We start from the raw sequence: 23943 nt of genomic DNA on the forward strand, positions 1-23943 counted from the left end.
GGCTAAGAAGGCCTTTGGCGCTCCTTATAGCGACAATCTCCCGGCGGGTAAAAAAGATTTTTTCAATCGGCAAATCAAAAAACCTAATAGCGCCTCAATCGTCGGAGGTTTTGTGCTTGTATTCGCACAAGTCCTCGATCCGGCAGCTCCCGCATCGGGGCTTGCGGGCCAGGCAAACATAGCGGCCGTGAAGGATCAGCCAGTGATGGGAGTCGAGCAGGTACTCCCGGGGCACGAATTTCATCAGTTTTTTCTCGACTTCAATCACATTCTTGCCAGGCGCAATGCCAGTCCGGTTGCTGACCCTGAAAATGTGCGTGTCGACGGCCATGGTCAACTGACGGAATGCCGTATTGAGTACCACATTGGCGGTCTTGCGGCCGACGCCGGGCAGTGCTTCCAGCTCTTCGCGGGTTTGTGGCACTTCACCGGCGTGGCGCTCGATCAGCAGACGGCAGGTTTCGATCACGTTTTTTGCTTTGCTGTTGTACAGACCGATGGTCTTGATGTACTCCGACAGTCCTTCGACACCCAGGGCATGGATCGCTGCCGGGGTATTGGCGACCGGGAATAGCTTGGCTGTGGCCTTGTTGACGCCGACATCGGTCGACTGCGCCGAGAGAATCACGGCAATCAGCAATTCGAACGGTGAGGAATAGGCCAGTTCGGTCTTTGGTTCCGGGTTGTCCTCGTGCAGCCTGCGGAAAATTTCCAGACGTTTTGCGGCATTCATGGGCAGTGCGTTTCCTCGAAGACGATCAATGTGTGGGCCTGGGTCGCCAGGCCTGCCAGGCGGCGATCAGCAGTCCGAGCAGAATGAACCCGCCAGGGACCAATGTGGCCAGGTGCAGACCGCCATCGGCCATCAGTACCCAGCCTTGCCAGTCAGCTTGTGTTGCGCCGATCAGCCACGATAGATGGTTTCCCACGGTTGCGTCGCCAATGAGTTCACGCAGCAGGCCCAGTGCGATCATCAGCACGACAAACTGTCCATTGAGTCGCAGGCGTGTGTGCCAGCTGTTTTGAAAGAATCCCGTGTGTTCCAGTACGACGCATTGCAAGGCGATCAAAGCGCCATAAAACCCCAAATGCTGCTGCCATTGCAGCGACCAGGCCTGTGCCATGAGTTCCGCACAACTGGTGAGCGTGGCCGCCAACAGGATGCTGGCGAGCAAGCGGGTCGCGGGGACCAGTCGGGATCGCAGGGCGCCCATGGCCAGGCTGAACAACTGGGTCACCACCATGAACATCAGGCACAGGCCAAGTGCGGCCATCAGCGACTCGGTAGCGCCGATCAGCGGCGTCAGCATCAAGGCGTTGCGCAGGGTTGATGAGTTATCCATTGGCAGGGTTTCCGAGCAGTTGTTGCCGGTGTTCATCGAAGTAGCGCAACGCATCGTGGATGGCATTGATCACCGCCCTTGAGGTGATAGTCGCACCTGCGATCTGATCGAACTGTCCCTGATCCTTTTTCAATGCCCAGCCACTGTCGCCCGGTTCTGTTCGAGACCTGCCGGAAAAAACCTGAAGCCAGGCATTGGGCCAGTCGGCGATCCGCGCACCCAGTCCTGGGGTTTCCGACTGTTTGAGGGTTTTGACGCCCAGCAACCTGCCATTGGCATTGACAGCAATCATCAGGTCGATGGCACCGGCGTAGCCAAGAGTTTGACTGCGCAGCAGTACCGCGACGGGTTGATCGGCCCGGGTCGCCAGATAACCACCCAGCAAGGTGCTATTGGCCAGGGCGGTTGATTCGACCCTGATGGGGTGTTCGAGTGGTTGATTGTCGTAGCTGCCTGACGCGATCAGGTCCAGCAGGTTTCGGCTGTCGATCGTTCGCTGTTCGGCAGCAATGCGCGGCGCACTGCTGAGCTGCAGGAAGTACGTCACGCCAATGCCCGTCGCGGCCAGAAGCACTAGAAGCGTGATGCTTGATGACCGGCTCATGGCGCCTCCGGCAGTTGCCTGGCCACTACGAACCGTTCCAGCGCTGGCACGCACAGGTTCATCAACAACACAGCAAAGGCGATGCCGTCCGGATAGCCGCCCCAGGTACGAATCAGATAAGTCAGCAGTCCGACGCCAGCGCCGAACAGCAGTCGCGCGCCAGGGCTTCTGGCGCCGGATACCGGTTCGGTGATGATGAAGAACGCCCCCAGCATGGTCGCGCCGCTAAGCAGATGAAACAGCGGTGAACCATGGGAGTCGGAGCCCGACCCGTTCCAGCACAGCAAGCTGATGATGAACAGGCTGGCCAGCATGCCGACCGGGGCGTGCCAACTGATCACCCGCCGTTGCAGGAGAAACAATCCACCTGCCAGAAACGCCAGGCTCATCCATTCCACTCCCCGACCGCCAAAGTGGCCGAATGCCGGGTTGCCGGCAAACAGTTCATCCATGGTCAGGCTTTTATTGATCCGCAGACTGTCCAGTGCCGTAGCCTGCACCCATGCATCCGGCGCCTGGCCGACACCGAACACTTGCTGCAAGCCACTCAGCAGATCCATGCCATGGGACGAGGGCCAATGGGTCATTGATTGGGGAAAGGTCACCAGCACCAAAGCAAAGCCGAGCATCGCCGGGTTGAAGGGATTCGAGCCGACACCGCCATACAAGTGCTTGCCAAACACCATGGCAAAAGCGGCAGCACTGAGGGGCAGCCACCATGGGCAGTAAGGTGGTAGCGCCAGAGCCAGCAAGGTGGCACTGACCAGCGCGCTACCGTCACTCAGGGTTGGTCGCAGCGGCCGCTTGCGCCATTGCACAACGGCGGCCTCGACGGCCAGCGCAGCAGCGGCCGCCAGAACCAGGTTGATCAACACGCCCCAGCCGTATAGCCAGAACGCCGCCAGCATTCCCGGCAGCGTGGCCAGCAGCACCAGTTTCATCGCCTGTTGCAGGCGATCATCAACCGCTTCAAGGGCTGGCATGGGCGTCCACCAGGCGTTCGGCTTCGCCGAGTGCGCGCTCCAGGGCTTCGATTTGTTCTGCCGGTGCTTCGTTGGCCTGAGCCTTTTTCAGTTCGGCGCGGCGCATGGCCAACTGGATCTTGGCCCGTTTCAGATCGGCATCATTTGACGACACAGCGGTGATCGTTGGCGCGGGGGCAGGTGGTGCGACGCTTTCCAGTTGCGCCAGGTTTTGCTCGGCGGCTTCATACTGATGTTGCAGGACAATCAGCTGCGATTGCTGTTCGAAGGTTGGCGGATGTCCGAAGGCCTTCAGCGATTTGTGCAGTTGCGCCCGACTCATCGCCACCTCGATTTTCGCCTTTTTCAGCGCGGCATCGGCATTGGCGGCTTTCTGTGCGCGAACACGCTCGAGGGCGGACTGAACCGGGTCGACAGACGCCTCGGCGGGTTGCGCGGCGCGTTGCCGGGCCTGGCGTTCGGCGATTTTCTGTTGTTCTTCGCGCTGCAAGCGGGCATTGCGTTGTTCGAAGCGGCGCCGTGCGTGATCGCGCTTGAGGGTGCGGGCCTGCCGCGCTTGCGGTGTGAGGGCCAGCCCCCCGACAACCGGCAATACAGTGTCCAGTGGCAGCGGGCGCATTTCGATGCAGTCCACCGGGCATGGTGCTACGCAGAGATCGCAACCGGTGCACTCATCGATGATCACCGTGTGCATCAGTTTGGCCGCGCCGACGATGGCATCGACCGGACAGGCCTGAATGCACTTGGTGCAACCAATACACTCGGCTTCGCGGATATAGGCGATCTGCGCAGGTGCCGAGCCGCGAGTGATGTCCAGTTCCAGCACCGGCACCTTCAGCAACTCGGCCAGGGCCGCGATGGTTTCCTTGCCACCGGGTGGACACTTGTTGATCGGCTCACCGCTGGCGATGCCTTCGGCGTACGGCTTGCACCCGGGGTGGCCGCATTTGCCGCATTGGGTTTGCGGCAAGAGTGCGTCGATGCGTTGAATCAGACTCATGTTTTGATCAGTCCGCTGAATCCGAGAAAAGCCACAGCGATCAGGCCGGCACCAATCAGGTCGATCGGCAGGCCGCGAAAGGGCAGGGGAACATCGTTGTCGGCCGTATGTTCACGCAAATCAGTGAACAGGCTCAACACCAGCCAGAAGCCCAGCCCTGCACCAAGGCTCAAGGCTGTGGCGTGAAAGAAGCCCTTGTCTTGCTGAACGTTGAGCAAGGCCACGCCGAGCACGCCAGCATTGCCCAGCAGCAACGGCCAGAGGTCCTCGAACGGCAATGTCGAAAACACCCGGGCCAGCAACTTCAACAACGGGCTGATCAGCAGCACGCTCAATGGCAGAAACACAAACAGACGCAGCGGCGTCAATTGCAGCGGCACCAGCAGCCAGTGATAGAGCGCGTAGCCGAGCATGCCCACGACCAGCATCAGGCACGTCGTCGCAATGCCCAAGGCATGGACCTGACGGCGCTGGCTGCCCAGCAGCGGATCGACGCCCAGCGGCCAGTGCAACACGAGGTTGTTGATCAGGGCGGCGCTGATAAGCGTAAGCAGGATCTCGGTCATTGTTGATGCCGGCAGGAACGGTAGTTTTTGTAGGAGCGAGCTTGCTCGCGATGGACTCAAGAGCGCCACGTTCAACCTGTGGGCACGCATTATCGTTAACGACCATCGCGAGCGAGCTCGCTCCTACAGGAGATGGTCTGAAAAGCTTAGGCATTATCCGGCAAGGCGGCAGGGTGGGCCAGACATGAAAATCCCACAGTCGCGCCAGGCACGACTGTGGGATCGGTTCAGTGCAGAAATTTACTTGATGCGCTGACCTGGCTTGGCGCCGCTGTCAGGGCTGAGCAGGTAGATTTCTTCACCGCCAGGACCCGCCGCCATCACCATGCCTTCGGAAATGCCGAACTTCATTTTCCGTGGCTTGAGGTTGGCGATCATCATGGTCAGGCGACCATTGAGCTTGGACGGGTCCGGGTAGGCGCTCTTGATCCCGGAGAACACGTTGCGTTGCTCGTCACCGATGTCGAGGGTCAGGCGCAACAGCTTGTCGGCGCCTTCCACGTGTTCTGCCTTGACGATCAGGGCGACTCGCAGGTCGACGGCGGCAAAGGTGTCGAACTCGATTTCCGGCGACAGCGGATCCTTGGCCAGTTCGCCATTGCCGGCAGGTGCGGCGTCGCCGGTGTCGGTCTGGCTGGCGGTCAGGTCTTCTTTCGAGGCGTCGGTCATGGCTTGCACCTTGACCGGGTCGATTCGGGTCATCAGCGGCTTGAACTCGTTCAACTGATGGTTGCTGAGCAAGGTAGCGTGGTCGTTCCAGGTCAGCGGCGCGACGTTCAGGAACGCCTCGGCGTCGGCGGCCAGCAGCGGCAGCACAGGCTTGAGGAAAATCACCAGTTGGCGGAACAGGTTGACGCCGGTGGCGCAGATGGCCTGGACTTCATCCTGCTTGCCTTCCTGTTTGTTCAGCGACCACGGTGCCTTGTCGGCGATCCAGGCGTTGGCGCGGTCGGCCAGGCCCATGATCTCGCGCATGGCGCGGGCGAAGTCGCGGGCTTCATAGGCGTCGGCAATGCCTGGCGCGGCGGCCAGGAATGCTTCGGTCAGTTCAGGCGCGGCGTTGGTGTCGACCATCACGCCGGCATTGCCCTTGTTGATGAAGCCGGCGCAACGGCTGGCGATGTTGACGACCTTGCCCACCAGGTCGGAGTTGACCTTCTGCACGAAGTCTTCGAGGTTCAGGTCGAGGTCGTCGACGCCACGGCCCAGCTTGGCCGCGTAGTAATAGCGCAGGTATTCCGGCGACAGGTGGTCCAGGTAGGTCCGGGCCTTGATGAAGGTGCCACGGGACTTGGACATCTTCTGACCGTTGACGGTCAGGTAGCCGTGTACGTTGATCCCGGTCGGCTTGCGGTAGCCCGCGCCTTCGAGCATGGCTGGCCAGAACAGGGCGTGGAAGTTGACGATGTCCTTGCCGATGAAGTGGTACAGCTCGGCAGTGGAGTCCTTGCCCCAGAACGCGTCGAAGTCCAGCTCTGGCGTGCGGTTACACAGGTTCTTGAAGCTGGCCATGTAGCCGATCGGTGCATCCAGCCACACGTAGAAGTATTTGCCCGGCTCGTCGGGGATTTCAAAACCGAAGTACGGCGCATCGCGGGAGATGTCCCACTGTTGCAGGCCGGCGTCCAGCCATTCGGCGATCTTGTTGGCTACGGCATCCTGCAGGGTGCCGCTGCGGGTCCAGGTCTGCAGCATGGCCTGGAAGTCTGGCAGCTTGAAGAAGAAGTGCTGGGAATCCTTGAGCACCGGGGTGGCGCCGGAGATCGCCGACTTCGGATCCTTCAGGTCGGTTGGCGCGTAGGTCGCGCCGCATTTTTCGCAGTTGTCGCCGTACTGGTCTTCGGTGCCGCATTTCGGGCAAGTGCCCTTGATGAAGCGGTCGGCCAGGAACATTTTCTTTTCCGGGTCGAAATACTGGGTGATCGAACGCGTGGCGATGTGCCCGGCGTCACGCAGCTTCAGGTAGATCTGGCTCGACAGCTCACGGTTTTCTTCGGCGTGAGTGGAGTGGAAATTATCGAAATCCACCAGGAAATCGGCAAAGTCGGCGCTGTGTTCAGCCTGGACGTTGGCGATCAGTTGTTCCGGGGTGATGCCTTCCTTCTCTGCGCGCAGCATGATCGCCGAACCGTGGGCGTCGTCGGCGCAGACATAGATGCATTGATTGCCGCGGTGCTTCTGGAAGCGCACCCACATATCGGTCTGGATGTATTCCAGCATATGGCCGAGGTGAATCGAACCATTGGCATAGGGCAGGGCGCTGGTGACGAGGATCTTGCGTGGCTCGGACATGGGGCTCGGCTACTTGATGAAACGGAGGTCGGCCACTATAAAGCGCCGGCGCATATTTTTCACCTTGTGAGCCTGTTTCATTGGATGTGCGGACAGAAAAGATCGCAGCCTGCGGCAGCTCCTACAGGGAATCGGCGTACATCTGTAGGAGCTGCCGCAGGCTGCGATCTTTTGAGCATCCCGCCAAACGATCAGAACAGGTACGATACCCGTTATCTTTTTCCAGTCCTGTTTTCGGAGTTGCCCATGAGCGCCGTCAATCGCGCAGCGGTGGAAGCCGTCCTTCGCCAATACACCGACCCATACCTGAACCAGGACCCGGTCAGCGCCGGGTGCGTGCGCAACATCGACATTCAGGGTGACCGCGTCATCGTTCAGCTTGAATTGGGTTATGCCGCCGGTCTGTTCAAGAGTGGTTGGGCACAAATGCTGGAAATGGCTATTCAGGGGCTGGATGGCGTAGCCAGTGCCAAGGTCGACATCACCAGCGTGATTGCTGCACACAAGGCCCAGGCACAGATTCCGGGCCTGGCGAACGTTAAAAACGTGGTGGCCGTGGCGTCTGGCAAGGGCGGCGTGGGCAAATCCACCACGGCGGCCAACCTGGCCCTGGCCCTGGCCCGCGAAGGCGCCAAGGTCGGGATTCTCGATGCAGACATCTACGGACCGAGCCAAGGCATCATGTTCGGCATCCCTGAGCGCACCCGCCCTGAAGTCAAGGATCAGAAGTGGTTCGTGCCGCTCAAGTCCCATGGCGTCGAAGTGATGTCCATGGCGTTCCTCACCGATGACAACACACCGATGGTCTGGCGTGGTCCGATGGTCTCCGGCGCCTTGTTGCAATTGGTGACCCAGACTGCCTGGGGCGACCTGGACTACCTGGTCATCGACATGCCGCCAGGCACCGGTGACATCCAGCTGACCCTGGCGCAGAAAGTGCCTGTGGCCGGTGCGGTCATCGTGACCACTCCGCAGGACCTGGCATTGCTGGACGCGCGCAAGGGCGTGGAAATGTTCCGCAAGGTCAACATTCCGGTGCTGGGCGTGGTGGAAAACATGGCCGTGCACATCTGCTCCAATTGCGGACATGCCGAACATCTGTTCGGTGAGGGCGGTGGCGTGAAACTGGCCAACCAGTATGGCGTCGAACTGCTGGCCTCGTTGCCGCTGTCGATGGTCATCCGCGAACAGGCCGATGGCGGCAAGCCAACGGTGATCGCCGAGCCTGACAGCCAGATCGCCATGGTCTACCAGGAACTGGCCCGCCATGTCGGTGCGCGGATCGTATTGCAGGAAGCGTTGACGCCGGCGATGCCGAACATCAGCGTCAGCGACGACTAATAAGCTGAAATACGAATCCCTGTAGGAGCGAGCCTGCTCGCGATGGTGTATCAGTCGACACCGCGACGCCTGACACACCTTCGCGAGCAGGCTCGCTCCTACAGTTGTTCTTTGTCGCGTCTTAGATCCGTAACCCGCCATCCATCTCCAGAATCCGACCGGTGTAATAGTCGTTCTCGAAGATGTACGCCGCCGAATGGGCGATTTCCTCAGGCTTGCCCATACGCTTGAGCGGGATCCCGGCGGTCATTTTTTCCAGCGCTTCAGGCTTCATGCCCAGAGTCATTTCGGTTTCGATGAAGCCCGGTGCAATCCCGGCGACGCGAATGCCGTAGCGCGCCAGTTCCTTGGCCCAGGTCACAGTCGCCGCAGCGACACCGGCCTTGGCTGCCGAGTAGTTGGTCTGACCGACGTTGCCTGCGCGGGAAATCGACGAGATATTGATGATCGCCCCGCTGTTGTTCAGCTCGACCATTTTCGCCGCGACTTCACGGGTGCACAGGAACACGCCGGTCAGGTTGACGTCGATGACCGCCTGCCACTGGGCCAGGCTCATTTTGGTCATTTCGCCATCCTTGACCTTGAGCAACAGGCCGTCGCGCAGGATCCCGGCGTTGTTGATCAAACCATGAATCGCGCCGAAGTCTTCAGCGACCTGGGCAACCATGTGGGTCACTTGCTCTTCGTTGGCCACGTTGCACAGGTAGGCGCGGGCCTCGACACCTTGCGCCTTGCAGGCCGCGACGGCATCGTCGAGTTTTTCCTGATTGAGGTCGACCAGCGCGAGTTTCGCGCCAAGGCCTGCGAAATACTCGGCCATGGAACGGCCCAAACCCTGGCAACCGCCCGTGATAATGATTACTTTGTCAGTGAGTTGCATTCGCACGCCCCCGGTAGCAGATCTGAGTGGTTTCCTTGTAGAGAGCCTCTCGATCTGCGCCTGACGTGGCCCGGCTGCACATGAGAACTGCCCCGATGGCGTGCTGGGACTTTCACCAGCAGCTCGTCCGTTTTTATGACGGATTCTATTTAAGGAGTCATAAATTGAGCGTTGAAGCGGCTAAGCATGCACGAGAATTGCTCCTCAAGGAATACCGTGGGGTGCTCTCGACGCACTCCAAATCGATGCCCGGTTTTCCATTCGGCTCCGTGGTCCCGTACTGCCTGGACGAGCAGGGCCGGCCGCTGATCCTGATCAGCCGCATCGCCCAGCACACTCACAATTTGCAGAAAGACCCGAAATGTTCGCTGTTCGTGGGCGAGCGTGGGGCTGAAGATGTCCAGGCCGTTGGTCGGCTGACTTACCTGGCTGAGGCACAGCAGCTCGAAGACGAAGCCGCCATTGAAGCCGCCTCCGAGCGTTACTACCGCTACTTCCCCGAGTCGCAGGGGTATCACAAGGCCCACGATTTCGACTTCTGGGTGCTCAAGCCAGTGCGCCACCGTTACATCGGCGGTTTTGGCGCGATTCATTGGGTCAACGACCTGACCCTGGCCAACCCGTTCGCCGGCAAGGCCGAAGTGAGCATGGTCGAGCACATGAACGCCGATCACGCCAAGGCCATCGCCCATTACGTCGAGCTGGCCGGACTGCCGAAAAACGTACCGGCGCAAATGGCCGGTATCGATAGCGAAGGCATGCACCTGCGTATCGGTCAAAGCCTGTACTGGTTGCCGTTTCAAGCGCCTTGTAATACGCCGACACAAGTTCGCGAGGCCTTGGTTTCTCTGGCTCACGCCGAGCATTGGCCGAAAAATGAAGTGGCCGATGCTTGAATTCACGAAACGGCGACGTCATCTAAGGTGAACTGGCAAGGCATTCTTGCGTTGAGGAACCATTTGATGCGCCCTTTTTTGTTGCTCTTTCTGCTGTTCCCGGTGTTGGAGCTGTTCGTATTCGTCAAGGTGGCAGGGTCTATCGGGTTTTTCCCGGCCCTGCTGCTGATCATTCTCGGCTCGATGTTCGGCGTGTTCGTGCTGCGCGTCGCCGGCCTGGCCACGGCCCTGCGTGCCCGTGAAAGCCTGAACCGCGGCGAGCTGCCGGCCCAGACCATGCTCGAAGGCCTGATGCTGGCATTGGCCGGTGGCCTGCTGATTCTTCCCGGTTTCATCAGCGATGCGATCGGCCTGTTCATGCTGCTGCCGTTCAGTCGTCGCCTGCTGGCCAATAAAATGCGCCAGCGCGCCGAAGAGCAGGCGATGCGTCAGCGAGCGTTTGCCGACGACCTCCAGGCCCGTGGCGGCCCGGTGCCTCGCGAGCCGCTGGGTCGTGAACCCAACGTGATCGAAGGCGAGTTCGAACACCGCGATACCAAGTAATACGCACATCGACACGGCACCTTCGGGTGCCGTGTTCGTTTGCGGGGGCAGCGAACTGAAATTTTTTCGATCCCCGCCCTTGTAATAAGCTTATGCGCCCTTATGTAACGGTCACCGCAAGGTTTCTGGCGAACACGCCAGACAGACTTCCGCGGTTCGTTGACGAACCGCACCCGGCACCGCCGGACTTTGTTAAACCCGCCGGGACTACACCGGCCGATGAAAACCACAATTAGGAGAGATCGACAATGAAGCTTCGTCCTCTGCATGACCGCGTCGTCATCCGTCGCAGCGAAGAAGAAAAGAAAACCGCTGGCGGTATCGTCCTGCCAGGTTCGGCTGCTGAAAAAGCCAACAGCGGCGAAATCCTCGCTGTCGGCACCGGCCGCGTACTGGAAAACGGTGAAGTGCGTGCACTGTCCGTGAAAGTGGGCGACAAGGTTGTGTTCGGTCCTTACTCCGGCAGCAACACTGTGAAAGTCGACGGCGAAGACCTGCTGGTAATGAGCGAGAACGAAATCCTCGCTGTTATCGAAGGCTGATACCCCCGTCCATTTTCCGCTACTACAAAGTATTTAAGGAATATCGATCATGGCTGCTAAAGAAGTTCTGTTTGGCGATTCCGCCCGCAAGAAAATGCTCAAAGGCGTCAACGTCCTGGCTGACGCGGTAAAAGCGACCCTGGGCCCGAAAGGCCGTAACGTGATCATCGAGAAGAGCTTCGGCGCTCCGACCATCACCAAGGACGGCGTTTCCGTCGCCAAAGAAATCGAACTGGATGACCGTTTCGAAAACATGGGCGCGCAGCTGGTCAAAGACGTTGCCTCCCGTGCCAACGATGACGCTGGTGACGGTACTACCACCGCTACCGTCCTGGCTCAATCGATCGTCAACGAAGGCCTGAAAGCCGTCGCTGCCGGCATGAACCCGATGGATCTGAAGCGCGGCATCGACAAGGCGACCATCGCCATCGTCAAAGAGCTGAAAAACCTGTCCAAGCCATGCGCTGACACCAAGGCTATCGCTCAGGTAGGTACCATCTCCGCCAACTCCGACAACTCCATCGGCGACATCATTGCCGAAGCCATGGAAAAGGTCGGTAAAGAAGGCGTGATCACCGTTGAAGAAGGCACTGGCCTGGAAAACGAACTGTCGGTTGTAGAAGGCATGCAGTTCGACCGTGGCTACCTGTCCCCGTACTTCGTCAACAAGCCGGAAACCATGGTTGCCGAGCTGGACAACCCGCTGGTTCTGCTGGTCGACAAAAAGATCTCGAACATCCGCGAAATGCTGCCAGTGCTGGAAGCCGTTGCCAAAGCTGGCCGTCCACTGCTGATCGTTTCCGAAGACGTTGAAGGCGAAGCCCTGGCGACTCTGGTCGTGAACAACATGCGTGGCATCGTTAAAGTCGCAGCCGTCAAGGCTCCAGGCTTCGGCGACCGTCGCAAGGCCATGCTGCAGGACATCGCTGTTCTGACCGGCGGTACCGTTATCTCCGAAGAGATCGGCCTGAGCCTGGAAAGCGCCACCCTGGAAAACCTGGGCAGCGCCAAGCGCGTGACCATCTCCAAGGAAAACACCATCATCGTTGACGGTGCTGGCGTAGCAGGCGACATCGAGTCCCGCATTGCTCAGATCCGTGCTCAGGTTGCCGAAACTTCCTCGGACTACGACCGTGAAAAACTGCAAGAGCGTCTGGCCAAGCTGTCCGGCGGCGTTGCAGTGATCAAGGTTGGCGCTGGTTCCGAAGTAGAAATGAAAGAGAAGAAAGCCCGCGTTGAAGACGCCCTGCACGCAACCCGTGCAGCCGTTGAAGAAGGCGTGGTACCTGGCGGTGGCGTTGCGCTGATCCGTGCTCTGGAAGCAATCCTCGACCTGAAAGGCGACAACGCCGACCAGGACGTGGGTATCGCCGTTCTGCGTCGTGCCATCGAAGCACCGCTGCGTCAGATCGCTGCCAACAGCGGTGACGAGCCAAGCGTTGTGGTCAATGAAGTCAAGAACGGCAAAGGTAACTTCGGTTACAACGCTGCGACTGGCGAATACGGCGACATGATCGAAATGGGTATCCTGGATCCGACCAAGGTCACCCGTTCCGCGCTGCAAGCTGCATCGTCGATCGGCGGTCTGATCCTGACCACCGAAGCTGCTGTTGCTGATGCACCGAAGAAAGACGGCGGTGCTGGCGGCGGTATGCCAGACATGGGCGGTATGGGCGGCATGGGCGGCATGATGTAAGCCAGCCTTACCCCTGTACGAAAAAACCCCGCCTGCGAAAGCAGGCGGGGTTTTTTATGGCCCGGATTCCGATGGTCACATCGATCTATTGTGGGAGCGAGCCTGCTCGCGAAAGCAATGTGTCAGTCAACATCATCGTTGAATGTTGAGCTGCTTCGCGAGCAGGCTCGCTCCCACATTATTTGATTTGTGCTTCAGACGGCTACAGATTCTGCAGTGGTCCCGCGTTCAGTCCTCAAAGCCGGTCGATACAGAACGTAGTAATACGATCCCAGACAAATCAGCCAACAGAACACCGCCGTCCACACGTTGTGCGAGAAGAAGTGCGCACCCTGCATCATTCGTCCGATGGAGAACACCGAGCCGAGGGCGAAGGCGAAGACAAACGCTGCGCGAGCCATGCGCGGGCGACGGTCACGCAATACGAAAAACAGGGCAAACAGGGTGAAACCGGTGGCCGCATGGCCGCCGGGCCAGCAACGTCCCGGTTTTTCGGTGTGCGGGCGATGGCTCAACAGTTCGCTGTACGTCTCGTGACCGCCGAATTGCTCTAGGCTCCAGGGGCATTGCACCGCGGTCACCGCTTTCATGGGCGTGACAAAGGAAGTCGCCAGGCCCAGGGACAGCACCAGGCAACCCAGTTCGCGCTTGTACGGCTTGAGTTTTGCCATGAAAAACGAAGCGATATAGCCGAGGACGGCGAACACCGAAAATGCAATGACGACCTGCTTGGCGCGGGTATGCAGGATGTTTTCCAGGAAGTAACTGTGCCGTCCGATGAAGTCTCCCGCGACCGGGTCGTAGAACAGCTTGGCAAGGTCCATGTCCAGTGAGGTCAGTTCGAGCAACACCAGAACGATCGCCGCAACGGCGGGAACCCCCAGGCACACCCGGAAGTTGAGCGGGCGAGGGGCAGGGCGGACAGCGGTTGATGACATGGTGGATCCTGAACAAAGGAACAAGCCCCGGGGCATCAGCCCGGGGCGATTCGGTTAACGTTCGCCGACTTGACCGGCACCCTCCTTGGGCGCCTTCCAGCCAAGCAGCTGTTGCTTGAAGCCATAACTGGCGGTTTGGTAATAGGTGATTGCGCGGGTAATCAGCGGGTCATCGGCGCTGGACCGGGACTCGCGGCTTTCGGTCAGTGCGTCATCGTGACGACGCAATCCCTGGCGAGGGCTCAAAATCGCCAGGTCCTTGCCGTCGAACAACCCCAGGTGCTGGTAGTTACCGACCACCACTCGTGGCGGCAGCGGGTTGTCCTGCAACAGGTTACGGCCAAAGAACGTCGACTCATAATCCAGATTGAGCAAGCCCAGCAACGTCGGCGCCAGATCGATCTGGCTGGCCAATTGCGCAGTTTCCCGAGCTTCGATCAACTTGGGCGCATAGATGAACAGCGGAATCTGATAGTTGGCGATGGGCAGGTCTTCCTTACCGGCGCTGCCTGCGGTGTGGTCGGCGACAAAGACGAAGATTGTATTGTCAAACCAGGGCTTTTGACGCGCCTGATCGAGAAACTGACCAATGGCGTAGTCGGTGTATTTCACCGCGCCGTCACGGCCGTTGCCGGACTTGATGTCGATGCGGTTGTCCGGATAGGTGTAAGGGCGGTGGTTGGACGTCGTCATCAGTTGCAGCAGGAATGGTTGCTGCCTGGCATAGTCGGCATCGGCCAGTTTCAGTGTCTGGTTGTAGAGATCCTCGTCTGCCATGCCCCAGGCATTCTTGAAGTGAATCTCCGACTCCTTGACGCTGCTCTGGTCCACGATGCGGTAGCCATTGCCGCTGAAGAACGCATTCATGTTGTCGAAGTAACCGCGACCGCCATAGACGAACACACTGTCGTAGCCCACGGCATTGAGTTGCTGGCCAAGGCTGGCAAAGCCGCTTTCGCGCCCCACGCGCTTGACGATCGAGCGACCGGGTGTCGGCGGAATCGCCAGGGTGATGGCTTCCAGGCCGCGATCGGTGCGGGTGCCGGTGGCGTAGAAATTATTGAAGTACAGGCTCTGCTTGCGCAGGGCATCAAGGTTGGGTGTCAGGTTGCGGGTATCGCCGTTGCTGCCCATGTACTTGGCGCTGAAGCTTTCAATGGTAACCAGTACAATGTTGGGCTTGCGCGGTGCGCCCGGGTTATCGATCTGCCGGCGAATGTCCTGCGGGTCCTCACCCACGAAGCGGGCATTGGGTTCTGCCAGTTCGGCGTGAATCTGTTGGGCAACCACGGCCGATGGCAGCGTGCTGTAGAATTGCGGGTAGTCCAGTTCGTTGTTACGGAACGCGGCGAAGAATTGGTAGGGGCCATTGCTCGCCAGTTCGTTCTGATAAGCGTTGCCGCCCTGGGCGCGCGGAGCGTCCTGGCTGAGCAGTTGCATGCTCAGGCCGGCGACGATCAACAAACCGAGTGCATTGAGCAAGCGACCACGTAGCGGCGGCAACGGCGCATCGAGTGCAACAGTGAACGCTTTACGTAATGCAAGACTCAGGACCACGGCCAGCACGGCGAGGATGCTCAGCAGCGTGCCGATCGGGTATGACTCCAGCAGGTTGTTCAATACTTCGTCGGAATACACCAGATAGTCGACGGCGATGAAATTGAAGCGAACGCCGAATTCATCCCAGAACAGCCACTCGGCCACCGAGGTGAACAGCATCGCGAACAGACTGACCGTCAGCAGACCTTGAAGAAACCAGCGGTGCCCACGACTGCGCCACAAGACCGGTGGGCACAGCAATAGGTAGAGGCCCATGGGCAATGCTGCGTAGGCAATGAAACCCATGTCGTACAGCAGGCCGATGCCGAACACCGACAGGAAGCCGCTTCCGGCCTCATCCAGATGAGTGAGAAGCAGGACTGTTCGAGTCAGAAAAAAAATCACCAGCCAGGAGCCAGTCACCAGTAGCAAAAAGCGCATGGGTGCCGTCTTCAAATAGTCCATTTTTTGCATTCCTTTTTATCAACCGCATGAAAGTCTCGGCTGACCACTGTAGTCAGCGCGTGAATCGATAGTGAAAAACTTGTCAATCATACCTATCAGTTGATCGAATTGATTCACCCATGGCCTTCCCCTAGCCGTGGGCCACACTTGGCCTTAAGCTGCGCGGGCCATGACGGCCGTTACTGTGGACGGAGAGATACCCATGCGAATTCTATTGGTTGAAGACAACCGCGATATCCTGGCCAACCTGGCCGATTACCTGGGGCTCAAAGGCTATACCGTGGATTGCGCGCAGGACGGTCTTTCGGGTCTGCATCTGGCGGCCACCGAGCATTACGATTTGATCGTGCTCGATATCATGCTACCCGGCATCGATGGCTACACCCTGTGCAAGCGTCTGCGCGAAGATGCCCGACGCGATACGCCGGTGATCATGCTCACGGCCCGCGATCAACTGGATGACCGTCTGCAAGGCTTCAAGTCCGGCGCCGATGACTACCTGATCAAACCGTTCGCCCTGTCTGAGCTGGCGGCGCGTATCGAAGCGGTCATGCGCCGTACCCAGGGCGGCGGACGGCGGACCTTGCAGGTCGGCGACCTGAGCTACGACCTCGACACCCTGGAAGTCACTCGCGAAGGCCGCTTGCTGAAACTCAACCCGGTCGGCCTGAAGCTGCTGGCCGTGTTGATGCAGAAAAGCCCGCATGTATTGCGCCGTGAAATTCTTGAAGAAGCGCTCTGGGGCGACGACTGCCCGGACAGCGACAGCCTGCGCAGCCATGTCCACCAACTGCGCCAGGTGATCGACAAGCCGTTCGCCAAGCCATTGCTGCAAACCGTGCACGGTGTGGGGTATCGCTTGGCCGAGGGGCGTGATGGAGTTTAAGCAGAGCCTTTCTCAACGCATCATCATTGCCTTTGCGCTGATGAGCGCACTGGTGGCGGGTGCCTTTGCCATGGGCATTGTGGCGACCGTGCACCTGGTGGAAGAAAAACTGATTTCGGCAGGTCTGGGTGGCGACTTGCAGCGCCTGTTGCTGATGGACAATGTCACGGACTGGCGCCATCGTCCCGAACCGGACCAATTGTTCTACTTCAGCAGCGGGCCAGGCGATTTCAGATTGCCCAAGGATTTGCGGCACCTGGAGCCGGGTTTCCATGAAGTGTTCCGTGAAAACCTGTCGTACCACGCCATGGTCGAAATCGTCGACGGCCGACGTTACGTGCTGTTGCAGGACCAGAGCGACTTCGAAGAGCGTGAGCGGGTGCTGTTTGCCGTGGTGCTGGTGGGTTTCGTCCTGAGCCTGGCGCTGGCGGTATTTCTCGGCTGGGTCCTGGCCCGCAAGGTCATGGCGCCGGTGGTGCGGTTGGCCCGCCAGGTACGCCATCGTGATCAACTGCTCGGTTTGGCTCCTCCGTTGGCTCCGGACTATGCCGCTGACGAAGTGGGCGAACTGGCCGTGGCCTTCGACGCCACCCTCGGGCGCTTGCGTCAGGCCTTGACCCGCGAGCGGTTGTTCACCAGCGACGTTAGCCACGAATTGCGTACGCCCCTGATGGTATTGGCCAGTTCCTGCGAGTTGTTGCTGGAAAATCCCGGTATCGATCAGCGCGGCCGCGCTCAGGTCGAGCGCATTGCCCGGGCGTGCGAAGAAATGCGTGAGCTGGTGCAAACCTTCCTGATGCTGGCCCGTGCCCAACGCGAAGACGCCAGCATGTCGCCGCAGCAGTCCCTTAGCCAGGTGGCCGATGGCCTGCTCGGTCTGTGGCGCGAGCCCATTGAAAGCAAGGGGTTGAAGCTGATCTTCGAACCGGGCAACCCCGAGGCCAAGGGCTACAACGCGACGTTCTTGCACGCGGTGATGGGTAACTTGCTGCGCAATGCCTTGCATTACACCGAGCAGGGCTTCATCCGCCTGACCCTGACGGCTACGGGCTTTCTGGTCGAAGACAGTGGCGTGGGCATTCCCGAGGAAAAACGCGAGGCGATGTTCGAACCGTTCGTTCGGGGCGACGAAAAACGCGGGGAAGGCTTGGGCCTGGGGCTTTCACTGGTGCAGCGGATCTGTGAAAACCAGGGCTGGAGCGTCAGCCTGACAACCATGGAACCTAGTGGCTGCCGTTTTCAGGTGGAGTTGTCCTGAATTTGATCAGTTGAGTCGGGCGTTCAGCAAACGCTACCTGCTCTGTAAAGTCCTGTAACATTTTTGGGTTTTCCGTGACAATTTTTTCACAAGTGGATCACCTGTCGCCGACAGCCCAAAACCTAAGGTAGTTGCTATCAGAAGTTCAGGAGACCTGATGATGGACGGCCCGGTCAAACTCGATTTTTCCGAAAAGTACGACGCTCAGCACGCGCAACGCTATTTGCGCAAACATCAGGAGGGTCTCGGCCGTCGACTGTCCCATTGGCGTGACGAACAACTGGCGCGCAAGGCGCTGGCCCTGGCTGGCGAGCCTGGCCTGGTCCTCGATTTGCCGTGCGGTGCAGGGCGTTTCTGGCCCTTGCTGGCGGAAAAATCCAACCGCGTGATCGTCGGTGCCGATAACTCGGAGTCCATGCTGAAGATCGCAACCCGGGCGCAACCTGCCGACGTGGTGAAACGGGTACAACCCTTGCACACGTCTGCATTCGACATCGCTTTGCCGGACAACTCCGTCGACAGCATTTTTTGCATGCGCTTGCTCCACCACATCGGTGAAGCCGAGCATCGCATGGCCATTTTGCGCGAATTCGAGCGAGTTTCCCGTGACAGCGTGATCCTTTCGCTGTGGGTCGATGGCAACTTCAAGGCCTGGAAACGCAAGCGTTCGGAGAAAACCCGTGGGCAGGAAGGTTACCAAAACCGGTTTGTGTTACCGGTCGCTACCGTAGAAAAGGAATTTGAGCAGGCGGGGTTCCGCATCCAGGAACAACTGGACTTTTTGCCGCTCTATGCGATGTGGCGAGTTTACGTATTACGCAAGAGGTAACAGGATGGCAGTGCAGTATGCAGCAGAAACGGAAGTCGCTCCCCAGGACCGCTTCGATTACTTTTGGAATCAGCGCGGTGAATGGGTGGAAGAACCCAACGTCCGTCGCGGCGGGGAAAGCGGTGTTCAACGGGTGATGGGCAGTGATGGTCAACTGCTCTACGTCAAGCGTCAGACCGGGCATATCCATCGTAGCCTGCAGCACCCCTTCGGGCGGCCTACGGTAATGCGTGAGCATGCTGCGCTCATCGGAATGACCGAGCTTGGCGTACGGGTTCCGCAAATCGTTTTCTGTGGCGCACAACGCGATCCTGTACACAAGTGGCGTGCCTTGCTGATCACCAGGTCGCTGGACGGCTACGAGGAAATCGATCGCTGGTATGCCGGTGGCGGTCGCGAGCGTCATGGTGATGCCATAAATGAGCGAGTGCTCAAGGACCTGGCTGAAAATCTGGCTCGCATGCACAAGGGCCGTTGGCAGCACGGTTGCCTTTACGACAAGCACGTATTCGTTCGCGTGACCGGTGAGGGCGAGTCGGCCAAGGTCGAAGTGGCCCTGATCGATCTGGAGAAATGCCGACGGCGTTTGACCGCCTATCGCGCAGCTGTCCATGACATGAAGCAGTTGCGTCGCCACTCGTCGTTCAGCGCGGCAGACTGGAAAAAGCTCGTCTATTTTTATGAGACGGCGTTTGGCAGCGCTATCAAGGGTTTATAGCGATGAAACTCGAAATTGCACGAGGTTTGTTTTTGGTAGGAGCCTTGGCAGTTGCATCAATCGCGATGGCAACCTGGGAGCAACCGCGCGCCCAGGTTCTCAGCTCGATAAACGCAGAAGAACATTGTCCATTACCACGGGTTGCGAAGGCGCCCGTGGCCACTCGACCCGATCATGATCTGTTGTTGTTCATGTTCGGACTTTCTCAAGGATTGAGGTCGCAAAATTGAACCGATTGAAGCCCAAAAAAAAGGCCTCGCTGATGCGAGGCCTTTTTTTTGCGTGCAGTGTAGGAGCGAGCTTGCTCGCGATGGTCGTTAACGATAGCGCGTATTTACTGGCCAAACGCGGCGCTCTTGAGTCCATCGCGAGCAAGCTCGCTCCTACAAGTTCATTTGTGTCAGCGCTTATCCGGTTTGGCCAGCAACGTGTAGATGCAGGGCAACACAAACAGGGTGAACAACGTGCCGATCGACATGCCCGTTGCGATGACCGTGCCGATGTCGAACCGGCTGACCGCGCCGGCACCGGTGGCGATGATCAATGGCACCATGCCGAACACCATTGCCGCGGTGGTCATCAAGACCGGACGCAGCCGGATGGCCGCCGCTTCCTCTACCGCTTCCCTGGCCGTCAGGCCCTTGTCCTTGCGTAGCTGGTTGGCGAACTGGACGATCAGAATGCCGTGCTTGCTGATCAGCCCGATCAACGTCACCAACCCGACCTGGGTGTAGATGTTTATGCTCGACCAACCCAGGAACAGCGGAATCAATGCGCCGCAGATGGACAGGGGCACGGTGACCAGGATCACCAACGGGTCGCGGAAGCTTTCGAACTGGGCCGCCAGTACCAGGAAAATGATTGCCAGTGCCAGGGCAAAGGTGACCCATAGGGCACTGCCTTCCTGAACGTACTGCCTCGATGCGCTGGCGTAGTCGAAGGCAAAGCCGGCGGGCGCCTCTTCCCGGGCGATCTGGCGCACGAGGTCGATGGCTTCCCCCATGCTCACCAGCGGTACTCCGGACAGGGTGGCCGAGTTGAGTTGCTGGAACTGGTTCAGTTGTCGCGGTCGAGCACGGTCGGAGACGGTGATCAGGGTCGACAACGCCAACAGCTCGCCCTTGGCGTTTTTCACGTAGTAATTGTTCAGCCAGTCTGGATTGTCGCGGAACGGCCGCTCGACCTGGGCAATGACCTTATAGCTGCGACCTTCAATGGTGAATCGGTTGATCTCGGCTTCACCCAGCAGAGTCGCCAGGGTTCCCCCCAGATCCTGCATGGAAACCCCCATCTGTGCAGCCTTGGCACGGTCGATATCCACCACCACTTCCGGTTTGTCGAAAGCCAGGTCAACGTGGACAAACGCAAACTTGCCGGATTCCTTCGCACGTTTTTGTACGCGGTCGGCCACCTGCAGCAGCAATTCGTAATCGTTGGCGGCGTTGATGACGAACTGGAACGGCAAGCCTTCGCCGGTGCCCGGCAGTGATGGCAGGTTGAAGCCGAAAATCTGCAGCCCCGGGATCTTTTCCAGTTTGGCCTGTACCTTGGGCAGGATCGCCATTTGCGTGCGACTGCGCTCGCCCCATGGCTTGAGCAGGAAACCGCCGATGCCCGATTGCACGCCGTTGAAACCGTTGATCTGGAATGACGAGTAGTACTCGGGAAACGCCTTGAAGATCGAGACGAACTCGTTGGTGTAGGCGTTCAGGTAGTCGAGGTTGGTCGGTTGCGGGGCGTTGGCAATCATGAAAATGACGCCCTGGTCCTCATCCGGCGCCAGTTCCGATTTGGTGAATTTGAGAAAGACCGGAATCAGGCACAACACGATTACAGCGAACACCAATACCACCGGCCGGGTGTTGAGGGTGCCGTGAAGCAGGCTCTGGTAGCGGCGCTTGAGGTTTTCGAAAATCATGTCCAGGCGATGGGCCAGGCCACTGGGATTCTCGTCGTGACGCAGAAGGTACGCACACATCATCGGCGACAGGGTCAGGGCGACGATACCGGAGATCACCACCGCGCCGGCCAGGGTCAGGGCGAACTCCTTGAACAGCGCACCGGTCAGGCCGGTCAGGAAACCGATCGGTGCGTACACCGCCGCCAGGGTGATGGTCATCGAGACCACCGGCATGGCGATTTCCCGGGCGCCTTCGATGGCGGCGTCCAGCGGTGTCTTGCCTTCCTCGATGTGGCGATGAATGTTTTCCACCACGACGATGGCGTCATCCACTACCAAACCGATGGCCAATACCATCGCCAGCAGGGTGAGCAAGTTGATGGAGTACCCCATCATCTGCATGAAGAACATGACGCCGATCATCGACAGCGGGATGGTCACCACCGGGATCACCACCGAACGCAGGGCGCCGAGGAACAGGAACACCACCACGATCACGATCAGCACCGCTTCGAACAGGGTTTTCACCACTTCGTCGATCGAGGCCTGGATGAACAGAGTGGCGTCGTAGGCGATCTCACCCTTGAGGTTCGGCGGTAGCTGGGCCTCAAGGTCCGGCATGATCTTGCGCACTTCCTTGATCACCTCCAGCGGGTTGGCACCGGGTGTCGCCTTGATGCCGATGTACACCGAAGGGGTGCCGCCAAACGAGCTGATGGTGTCGTAGTTTTCCGCGCCCATTTCCACACGGGCCACATCGCGCAGCAACACACGGCTGTCGCCATCGACCTTGAGCGCAATCGCCCCGAAGGCTTCGGCGGACTTGAGTTCGGTATTGGCGTTGATGCTGGTGACCACGTATTCGCCTTTCACCTCGCCGGCGGCCGAAAGGAAGTTGTACTGGCGCACTGCGTTGGTCACATCGCTGGCGCTGAGGCCAAAACCAGAGAGCTTCACCGGGTCCAGCCACAGGCGCATGGCAAAGACCTGGTTGCCGAGGATCTCGGCTTCGGCCATGCCGGGCAAGGTCGCCAGTTTCGGCTGGATCACCCGCGACAGGTAATCGGTAATCTGCGGGTTGCTCAATTCCTTGCTGAAAAAGCTCATGTACATCAGCACTGACGCATCGGCAGATTGTTTGCTCAGCACCGGGTCTTCAGCGTCCTGGGGCAGCTGGCTCTTGACCTCGTTGGCCTTGGCCAGCAGTTCGGTAAACAGACGGTCGCTGTTGGCGCCGACGCGCGCGTAGATCGAGATCACCGAAAAGTTCTGGCGACTCACCGAGGTCATGTAGTCGATGCCCTCGGCGCTGGCCAGGCTTTGCTGCATCGGTTGGGTGATGTAGCCCTGGATGGTCTCGGCGTTGGCCCCGGGGTAGGCGGTGGTCACCGTGATCAGGGCGTTTTCCATTTGCGGGTACTGGCGCAGGGGCAGCTTGCCCCAGGCCTGGAAGCCCAGCAGCACAATCAGCAGGCTGACCACGGTTGCGAGAACCGGGCGGCGAATGAACGGATCGGTAAAAGCCATGGGGATTCCTTGATCAGTCCGCGCGTGGCGGGCTGTTCCGCTCGGCCAGGGTCTTGTCGTCGCTGATGGCAATGTGTGCGCCGTTGTCCAGTTTGAGTTGGCCGGCGGTCACTACTTTCTCGCCACTCTGCACGCCTTTGGTGATCATCACTTGCCCATCGCGGTGTTCGCCGGTTTCGACAAAACGCCGTTCGGCGATCAGCACCGGTTGGCCCTTGTCGTCCTTTAACGGGCTGCCATCTTCGGCCTTCTTCGGTACGGCCACATACACCGAGTTGCCGTAGAGCGTGTAGGTAATCGCGCTTTCCGGTACCACGATGCGCGGTTGCGGGTCGGGCAGGAGCACCTGGAGGCTGGCGAACATGCCTGGCATCAACTTGCCATCGGGGTTGGCCAGGGTGGCGCGGACCTGCACGTTACGGGTGCTGTTCTCGACTTTGGGGTTGATTGCACTGATGGTGCCGGGGTACTCCTGGGCGGGGTACGCCGCGACAATGACCTGCACTGGCTGGCCAAGAGCAATCTTCGGCACGGACTGCTCGGGCACGAAAAAGTCGACATACAGGCTACTGAGGTCTTGCAGGGTGGCGATCATGGTGCCGCTGGCCACATAGTCGCCGACGTCCACCTGACGAATGCCGATGGTGCCGCTGAACGGCGCGATGATGCGTTTTTTCTCGAGAGCAGCCTTGAGCTGATTGACCGTGGCCCTGCTCTTTTTCAGGACCGCCGAGAGTCGGTCGAACTCACCTTTGGAAATCGCCTGGCTGCCGACCAGCTGGCTGCCACGGTTGTAGTCCAGCTGGGCCAGCCCAAGGTCGGCCAGGGCGGTTTCGAGCAGGGCACTTTCCACGGCGCTGTCGAGCCGGACGATGGGTTGACCGGCCTTGACCTTTTGCCCTGACTCGAACTGGACATCGATGACGGTGCCATCGGTCTCCAGGCTCAGGTCCACGCCTTGCAATGCCTTGAGCGTGCCAACGCTAGGCAGGCGGGCTTGCCATGGGCGTTCGGTGGCGGTGGCCACGGCAACGCTGATGGCTGGTCTGGGCACAGAGTAGCCTTGAACCATCGTGTAGATCGAGAAGGCTTTGTACGCGGCCAGGGCCAGCACAATCAGTAGTACGACACCCAACATGATCAGCATGCGGCGACGCAGCATATCCAGTTCCTTGGAGAAAATCAGGTGAGACAGCG

General features: G+C 59.3%; 22 protein-coding genes. 10 read left to right on the plus strand and 12 right to left on the minus strand.

Annotation, left to right across the window (positions count from 1 at the left end):
• Positions 1-94 precede the first annotated feature (94 nt).
• From nth to metG, 7 genes are all read right to left on the minus strand, one after another.
• On the minus strand, positions 95-733 hold the full coding sequence (gene nth, locus C8K63_RS01105; RefSeq protein ID WP_108215006.1) for an endonuclease III: 639 nt from the start codon (positions 731-733) through the stop codon (positions 95-97).
• Between the two features lie 25 nt (positions 734-758).
• Positions 759-1343, minus strand: coding sequence for an Rnf-Nqr domain containing protein (locus tag C8K63_RS01110; RefSeq protein WP_108215007.1), 585 nt, complete (start codon positions 1341-1343; stop codon positions 759-761).
• Positions 1336-1947, minus strand: coding sequence for an RnfABCDGE type electron transport complex subunit G (locus C8K63_RS01115; protein WP_108215008.1), 612 nt, complete (start codon positions 1945-1947; stop codon positions 1336-1338). Before C8K63_RS01115 ends, C8K63_RS01110 begins: the two co-directional genes overlap by 8 nt.
• Positions 1944-2930 (minus strand): RnfABCDGE type electron transport complex subunit D, encoded by a 987-nt coding sequence (locus tag C8K63_RS01120; RefSeq protein WP_108215009.1) that lies wholly within the window; start codon positions 2928-2930, stop codon positions 1944-1946. Before C8K63_RS01120 ends, C8K63_RS01115 begins: the two co-directional genes overlap by 4 nt.
• A complete protein-coding gene (gene rsxB, locus C8K63_RS01125; RefSeq protein ID WP_108215010.1) occupies positions 2917-3930 on the minus strand; it encodes an electron transport complex subunit RsxB in 1014 nt (337 codons plus the stop codon). The genes C8K63_RS01120 and rsxB overlap by 14 nt, the downstream gene beginning before the upstream one ends.
• Positions 3927-4496, minus strand: a complete 570-nt coding sequence (locus C8K63_RS01130) for an electron transport complex protein RnfA (protein WP_108215011.1) — start codon at positions 4494-4496, stop codon at positions 3927-3929. Before C8K63_RS01130 ends, rsxB begins: the two co-directional genes overlap by 4 nt.
• A 240-nt stretch (positions 4497-4736) precedes the next feature.
• Positions 4737-6788 (minus strand): methionine--tRNA ligase, encoded by a 2052-nt coding sequence (gene metG, locus C8K63_RS01135; RefSeq protein ID WP_108215012.1) that lies wholly within the window; start codon positions 6786-6788, stop codon positions 4737-4739.
• Between the two features lie 246 nt (positions 6789-7034).
• Here metG and apbC point away from each other — a divergent pair, with 246 nt between their 5' ends.
• Positions 7035-8129 carry an iron-sulfur cluster carrier protein ApbC gene (gene apbC, locus C8K63_RS01140; protein ID WP_108215013.1) on the plus strand — a complete coding sequence of 365 codons (1095 nt, stop codon included), beginning with the start codon at positions 7035-7037 and terminating at the stop codon, positions 8127-8129.
• Positions 8130-8250: 121 nt separating this feature from the next.
• On the opposite strand, the gene C8K63_RS01145 is transcribed toward apbC, so the two are convergent.
• On the minus strand, positions 8251-9009 hold the full coding sequence (locus tag C8K63_RS01145; protein ID WP_102671225.1) for an SDR family oxidoreductase: 759 nt from the start codon (positions 9007-9009) through the stop codon (positions 8251-8253).
• A 164-nt stretch (positions 9010-9173) separates the two neighbouring features.
• Between C8K63_RS01145 and C8K63_RS01150 the strand changes: the two genes are divergently transcribed.
• The 4 genes from C8K63_RS01150 to groL all read left to right on the plus strand — a co-directional run bounded on the left by C8K63_RS01150 (position 9174) and on the right by groL (position 12686).
• Positions 9174-9905, plus strand: a complete 732-nt coding sequence (locus C8K63_RS01150) for a HugZ family protein (RefSeq protein WP_108215014.1) — start codon at positions 9174-9176, stop codon at positions 9903-9905.
• 66 nt (positions 9906-9971) lie between these two features.
• Positions 9972-10448, plus strand: a complete 477-nt coding sequence (locus C8K63_RS01155; protein ID WP_108215015.1) for an FxsA family protein — start codon at positions 9972-9974, stop codon at positions 10446-10448.
• Between the two features lie 248 nt (positions 10449-10696).
• A complete protein-coding gene (locus C8K63_RS01160; RefSeq protein ID WP_007985847.1) occupies positions 10697-10990 on the plus strand; it encodes a co-chaperone GroES in 294 nt (97 codons plus the stop codon).
• Positions 10991-11039: 49 nt separating this feature from the next.
• Positions 11040-12686 carry a chaperonin GroEL gene (gene groL / locus C8K63_RS01165; RefSeq protein ID WP_108215016.1) on the plus strand — a complete coding sequence of 549 codons (1647 nt, stop codon included), beginning with the start codon at positions 11040-11042 and terminating at the stop codon, positions 12684-12686.
• A 194-nt stretch (positions 12687-12880) separates the two neighbouring features.
• Here groL and C8K63_RS01170 read toward each other — a convergent pair whose 3' ends face one another.
• Positions 12881-13624 carry a phosphatase PAP2 family protein gene (locus C8K63_RS01170; protein ID WP_108215017.1) on the minus strand — a complete coding sequence of 248 codons (744 nt, stop codon included), beginning with the start codon at positions 13622-13624 and terminating at the stop codon, positions 12881-12883.
• Between the two features lie 54 nt (positions 13625-13678).
• A complete protein-coding gene (locus C8K63_RS01175) occupies positions 13679-15628 on the minus strand; it encodes an LTA synthase family protein (protein ID WP_108215018.1) in 1950 nt (649 codons plus the stop codon).
• A 202-nt stretch (positions 15629-15830) separates the two neighbouring features.
• Between C8K63_RS01175 and colR the strand changes: the two genes are divergently transcribed.
• The 5 genes from colR (at position 15831) to C8K63_RS30665 (ending at position 19549) form a co-directional block, all read left to right on the plus strand.
• On the plus strand, positions 15831-16514 hold the full coding sequence (gene colR / locus C8K63_RS01180) for a two-component system response regulator ColR (protein WP_020799911.1): 684 nt from the start codon (positions 15831-15833) through the stop codon (positions 16512-16514).
• On the plus strand, positions 16504-17772 hold the full coding sequence (locus C8K63_RS01185) for a HAMP domain-containing sensor histidine kinase (RefSeq protein ID WP_108215019.1): 1269 nt from the start codon (positions 16504-16506) through the stop codon (positions 17770-17772). Before colR ends, C8K63_RS01185 begins: the two co-directional genes overlap by 11 nt.
• A gap of 160 nt (positions 17773-17932) precedes the next feature.
• The gene (locus tag C8K63_RS01190) at positions 17933-18601 is read left to right on the plus strand and encodes a class I SAM-dependent methyltransferase (protein WP_108215467.1); all 669 of its coding nucleotides are present in this window, start codon (positions 17933-17935) and stop codon (positions 18599-18601) included.
• A 4-nt stretch (positions 18602-18605) separates the two neighbouring features.
• Entirely contained in the window at positions 18606-19319 is a 714-nt protein-coding gene (locus C8K63_RS01195; RefSeq protein WP_108215020.1) for a lipopolysaccharide kinase InaA family protein, read from the plus strand.
• 2 nt (positions 19320-19321) lie between these two features.
• On the plus strand, positions 19322-19549 hold the full coding sequence (locus C8K63_RS30665; protein ID WP_108215021.1) for a hypothetical protein: 228 nt from the start codon (positions 19322-19324) through the stop codon (positions 19547-19549).
• 170 nt (positions 19550-19719) lie between these two features.
• Here the strand turns inward: C8K63_RS30665 and C8K63_RS01205 are convergent, their stop codons facing one another.
• The gene (locus C8K63_RS01205) at positions 19720-22746 is read right to left on the minus strand and encodes a multidrug efflux RND transporter permease subunit (RefSeq protein ID WP_108215022.1); all 3027 of its coding nucleotides are present in this window, start codon (positions 22744-22746) and stop codon (positions 19720-19722) included.
• A gap of 13 nt (positions 22747-22759) precedes the next feature.
• Complete coding sequence (locus tag C8K63_RS01210) at positions 22760-23908, minus strand: efflux RND transporter periplasmic adaptor subunit (protein WP_108215023.1); 1149 nt, start codon at positions 23906-23908, stop codon at positions 22760-22762.
• Positions 23909-23943 lie beyond the last annotated feature (35 nt).

Source organism: Pseudomonas sp. GV085 (assembly GCF_003050925.1).
Taxonomy (GTDB): domain Bacteria; phylum Pseudomonadota; class Gammaproteobacteria; order Pseudomonadales; family Pseudomonadaceae; genus Aquipseudomonas.